Genomic DNA, 5,000 nt, shown 5'->3' with positions numbered 1-5,000 from the left:
AGGCCGATGCCCACCGCAAGGTTCAGCACGTTGACGAAGAGGATCCAGATCACCGGGACGCAGAGGAACGCACCCAGCACCAGGCACATGGCGGCGGCCTGCGCGTTGTTCGTCCAGACCTGGGCGGCGAAGGAGGCCGCCGGGTGGCTGGAGTAGTACGTCTCGTACTCGCCACCCGGGCTGGTCAGGCGGCGGAGGTCCTCGGGAGCGGCGATGGCCGCCTGCACCTCCGGGTGGGTGCCGATCCACCAGCCCATCAGCGCGGCGAGGAGCGCTGAGAGGACTGCGGTCGGTATCCACCAGTGCCTGGAGCGGTAGACCGCCGCGGGAAACCCCGCCGTCAGGAAGTGGACGGCATCGCGCCAGGAGGCACGGCGGGTGCCGGTCACCGTGGAGCGGGCCCGGGCCACCAGCTGCGTCAGACGCGCCATGAGCAGCGGGTCGGGCGCACTGGACTGGATCAGGGACAGATGGGTGGCCGTGCGCTGGTAGAGGTCGACGAGTTCATCGGCCTCCGCTCCCGTGAGTCTGCGCCCACGGTGCAGGAGGTGGTCCAGTCGGTCCCACTCGGTGCGGTGGGTGTGGACGAAGACGTCGAGGTCCATGGTCGGCTGCTGCTCCTGGCATGGGTGTGTACGGGTCCGTACAACTGCGGCGCGTTGCGGGTCAGCTTGGCAGACTGTGGCCCCGAGGGGCAGGGATGGTCGGCGAAGGGTGGGCGGCAATGAGTGAGCTGGTGACCGGGGACGCGGTCGTGCTGGGGTTGCGGCCGGCGAAACTGCCGAGCCGGGCCCTGGCTCTCGTCATCGATCTGGTGGCGGTGGGGACGGTGTTCGTACTGGTGTCGATCGGACTGGCCATCGCGACGGTCGCGCTCGACGAAGCGGCGGTGGCTGCGGTGGCCGTCGCGACCTTTCTGCTGGTGCTGGTGGGGGTGCCCATCGCGGTGGAGACACTCAGCCATGGCCGTTCGCTGGGGAAGCTCGCGTGCGGGCTTCGGGTGGTACGGGACGACGGCGGGCCCATCCGGTTCCGGCACGCGCTGGTGCGTGGGGCGATGGGCGTGGTGGAGATCCTGGCGACGCTCGGTGCCGTCGCCGCCATCGCCTCGCTGGTTTCGGCGCGTGGGCGGCGGCTCGGAGATGTCTTCGCAGGGACGCTCGTCGTACGGGAGCGGGTGCCGGCGGGCCGGACGGCAGCCGTTCCGCCCCCGCCGCCCTGGCTCGTCGGGCGGTTCGCCGGCCTGGACCTGTCGGCGGTCCCGGACGATCTCTGGCTGGCCGTGCGGCAGTACCTGACGCGGATGCACCAACTGGATGCCGCCGTGGGGCGCGCCATGTCGGAGCGGCTGGCCGGGGAGCTCGCTGCCAGGACCGGGGTACCGGCCCCGGCGGGGGTGCCTGCCGCCGCGTTCCTGGCGGCCGTGGTGAACGAGCGTCAGACGCGTGACGCACGCCGGGCGCTCGCGGCAGCACCTCCTGCGGCGCCTCTGCCCCACCCCGTTCCTCTGCCGCACCCCGTTCCTCTGCCTCACTACGCTCCCCCGGCCCCCCCACTCCGACCCCCACGCCTCCGCCGGTCCCCACACCGAAACCCACGCCCACGACACCGCCGCCGACTCCGCCGCCGCCCGCTCCGGCCCCGGAGGTGTACCAGGTCAGTGAGCTGGACTACACCCTGCTCGGTGACCACACCGGCCCCGAGGTGGTGCTCGGCGAGAGCAGCTGGGTCTGGCAGCGTTCCGGCATGTCGATCGGTGGTACGCGGTACGCGCACGGGGTGACCGTCCACAGCCGTTCCTCGGTCTCCATCCAGCTGAACCGCTCGTGCACGCGCTACGAGGCGATGGTCGGCGTGGACGATCTGACCATGGGGCTCGGCTCGGTGCGGTTCTCGGTGTTCAACGGCGACGGGGCGCGGCTGTGGCAGTCCCCTGTGATGAAGGGCGACGACCCGGCTGTTCCGGTGAGCGTCGGCATCGAGGGCCAGGAGCGGATCCGGCTCGTCGTGGAGCCGACGACCCCGTTCGGCGGGTTCGCCCTAGCCGACTGGGCCGAATCCCGCATCAGCTGCCGCTGAGCGGCGGGATCGGTCCCGTACCGGGCGCAGGGCGTGGCCGAGAGCCCCGCCCCCGTGCCCCCCGGGGCATGGCAGGTCCGTGCTGTCGCGGGTCACGGAAGGTCCGCGGTGATGCTCTCCAGCAGGTCGATGACGTCGTCGAGGGTCAGCCCGCGGCCCGTGGCGCGTTCCTTCTCGTACCGCGGTTCCCCCAGTTCCTTGCGGGCCCGCCGCTCGGCCGCGTCCACATCGGTCTGCTCCGCCGCGGCCCTGGGGCCGGACATCCGCCAGCTGTCGGCGGCTGCCAGGACGCGTGCGGCGGCCTCGTAGCGGCCCACCTGCGGCAGCACGGTTGCCACGCCGTCCGCCAGGTATCCGGTGACGATCTCGGGGCACCTCGCCTCCCTCGCCGCGACCAGCGCCGCCAGCAGCGCCCGCAGCCCGGCGACGGGACCGCCCGCAGGCCCGTCCTCGCACACCGAGATCCGGGCCGACAGCCCCTCCAGCGCCACGGTGAAGTGTGACGGCGGGCCACCGCGCCCGGCCTCGCCCTGGGCGGCGGCGAGCCGCTGCCGGGCTTCTGCCGCATCGCCTCGGTGGAACGCCATCATGGCCCGGATGTAGTGGATGTACGCGGCGGCGTCGTGCACCTGATGGCTCTCCGCCTCGGCCTCCGACCGGTCCAGACCCTCGGCGGCGGCTTCCAGGTCGCCGGTGCGGTAGGAGAGTTCGGCGAGCCGGGCCAGGAGGAACGGGGCCTCGGCGTGGGCGCCGACCTCACGGGCGAGCAGCAGCGCCTCCTCGTAGGCCGCACGCGCCTCGTCGTAGCGCCCGCGCATCATGCCCGCCTCGGCCGCTGCGCTGGCCACCTGGGCGCGCATCCACCGGTCACCGACACGGCGGCTCAGCGTGCGCAGTTCGGCGAGGTCGTCGTCGATGCCGGGCATGCCGCCCGGCATGTCGACGATCATGTGGGTGCGGAACATCAGGGTGATGCCGTACTCCCACGCGCCGCCGTGGACACGGGCGTTGTCGACGGCCGCGTCGATCTTTCTCCGTACGTCGTCCGCCGTCCCGGTGAGGAATGAGGTCATCGGCCAGAGCAGGCCGGGGAACCGGGCACCCCGCGTCCCGGAGGTGGCGAACGCACCGGCCACGCGTTCCACGAACGCGTGGAGCTCGGCGTCGTTCTGGTCCGTTCCGGCCTCCCCCCGCTCCGCCGCGTAGAAGAACCACAGGATGTGGAGGTTCATCCGGTCCCAGTACCGCGGGTCCGTGTCGTCGTCCGGGTCCGAACCGAGGGCAAGAACTCGCTCGGTCCAGGAAAGGCCCTCGGGGTGGTAGTTGCGCAGCCACCAGAACCAGCCCATGCCCAGAACGAGTCGTGTCGCGTCCCGTTCGCAGGGCAGAGCGGCCGCCGTGGTGCGGTGCAGTGCGGCGCGGATGTTGTCGAGGTCCGTCTCCAGGCGCTGGATCCAGGGGAGCTGGTCACCGGAGCGCAGACGTGGCTCGGCCTCCTCGACGAGCGCGGTGAAGTACGCGGTATGCGCCCGTCCGGCGGCCGTCCGTAGGTCCGGGGCCTCGGCGCAGCGCTCGACGGCGTACTCGTGAATGGTCTCCAGGAGGCGGTAGCGCATCGTGCCATCGGCGGCCGGGGCGGCGACCACCAGGGACTTGTCCACCAGGGCGCCGATCAGGTCGGCGGTGTCGGCGCAGGCGTGCGGGCCCGCGCCGACGGGCGTACGGATGACGGCTTCCGCGGCGGTCAGGTCCCAGCCGCCCGCGAAGACGGAGACCTGGCGCAGAGCGGTGCGCTCGTCCTCGTCGAGGAGGTCCCAGGACCAGTCGACGACCGCCCGCAGGGTCTGCTGGCGGGGCAGTACGGTCCGGCTGCCGCCGGTCAGCAGGCGGAACCGGTCGTCGAGCCGGTCCGCGATCTGGCGGGGGCCGAGCAGCCGCAGCCGGGCGGCGGCGAGTTCGATGGCGAGCGGCAGCCCGTCCAGCCGCCGGCAGATCTCGTCGACGGCGTCCGCATCGTGTGCCGGTTCCTGCTCGGGGTCGAATCCGGGGCGTACGGCTCTGGCGCGTTCGGTGAACAGGCGGTGGGCGGGGGCGGCGGGCAGCGGGTCGACCGGTCGCACAGACTCGCCGGGCACGCCGAGCGGTTCGCGGCTGGTGGCGAGGACGCGCAGTTGTGGACAGCGGGTCAGCAGGGTCTCGGCCAGCGTGGCGGCCGCGCCGATGACGTGCTCACAGTTGTCCAGGATGAGGAGGACGGGTCGCGCGCGCGAACCGAGGCGGTCGACGAGCAGGTCGACCGGGTCGGCGCGGGTGGAGGGCCCGTCGTGGTTGCCGTCCCGCAGCAGGGCCGTCTCGCGCAGCCCGAGCGCGGACAGCACGGCTCCCGGGACGGCGTCGGCATCCTCCACCGGGGCGAGTTCGGCGAGCCATACGTCTCGGGGCTCGGCGACCGCCTGGTCCTCGCGAGCCGCGGACTCCTCTGCGAGGCGTGTCTTCCCCGAGCCGCCGGGGCCGGTCAGGGTGACCAGTCGGGACCGGACCAGGTCGTCCCGGATGGCGCGCAGTTCCGGTTCGCGCCCCACGAAGGAGGTGAGCCGGGGGCGCAGGTTGCCCCGAGCCGGTTTCACGTGAAACGTGCCGGTCGCGGCGGGGCTGGCCGGTGCGGGAGCGAGCAGTTCGTGATGGAGAGCGGTGAGTTCGGGCCCGGGGTCGGTGCCGAGACCGTCGGCGAGGGTGCGACGCGCGTCCTCGTACGCTGCGAGCGCGTCCGCTTGTCGTCCGTCGGTGCGAAGGGCGCGGATGAGCTGGGCACGGAAGCGCTCGTCGTACGGGTGAGCGGCGGTCAGCTCCGTCAGCTCGGCGACGAGAGCGGCCGGGACAGGGCCGGCGGCGCCGGAGGCGTCGGGGACGGGGTCGGGGTC

Annotated in this window: 4 protein-coding genes (1 of these 4 running past the window's edge); 2 read left to right on the top strand and 2 right to left on the bottom strand. The window is 72.9% G+C overall.

Going from position 1 to position 5,000, the window contains the following annotated elements:
- On the bottom strand, positions 1-605 hold the 5' portion of the coding sequence (locus EAO72_RS00020) for a stage II sporulation protein M (RefSeq protein ID WP_148015103.1). It extends 403 nt beyond the left edge of the window; the window shows 605 of its 1,008 coding nt (coding positions 1-605); its start codon is at positions 603-605; the stop codon falls past the left edge of the window.
- A gap of 119 nt (positions 606-724) precedes the next feature.
- Here EAO72_RS00020 and EAO72_RS00015 point away from each other — a divergent pair, with 119 nt between their 5' ends.
- Both EAO72_RS00015 and EAO72_RS00010 read left to right on the top strand, forming a co-directional pair.
- A complete protein-coding gene (locus tag EAO72_RS00015) occupies positions 725-1,783 on the top strand; it encodes an RDD family protein (protein ID WP_410089890.1) in 1,059 nt (352 codons plus the stop codon).
- On the top strand, positions 1,747-2,079 hold the full coding sequence (locus tag EAO72_RS00010; RefSeq protein ID WP_222724055.1) for an NPCBM/NEW2 domain-containing protein: 333 nt from the start codon (positions 1,747-1,749) through the stop codon (positions 2,077-2,079). The genes EAO72_RS00015 and EAO72_RS00010 overlap by 37 nt, the downstream gene beginning before the upstream one ends.
- Before the next feature lie 92 nt (positions 2,080-2,171).
- On the opposite strand, the gene EAO72_RS00005 is transcribed toward EAO72_RS00010, so the two are convergent.
- On the bottom strand, positions 2,172-5,000 hold a 2,829-nt coding region (locus EAO72_RS00005), incomplete at its 5' end, for an ATP-binding protein (RefSeq protein WP_148015101.1).

This window comes from Streptomyces sp. OR43 (assembly GCF_008042275.1).
In the GTDB taxonomy this organism is placed as follows: domain Bacteria; phylum Actinomycetota; class Actinomycetes; order Streptomycetales; family Streptomycetaceae; genus Streptomyces.
The sequence above is the reverse complement of the archived record's forward strand: the minus strand, read 5'-3'. Positions and strand labels throughout refer to the sequence as shown.

Coding starts and splice junctions, on each gene's coding strand:
- EAO72_RS00015 (WP_410089890.1), top strand. CDS start 725: ATGAGTGAGCTGGTGACCGGGGACGCGGTCGTGCTGGGGTTGCGGCCG.
- EAO72_RS00010 (WP_222724055.1), top strand. CDS start 1,747: ATGTCGATCGGTGGTACGCGGTACGCGCACGGGGTGACCGTCCACAGC.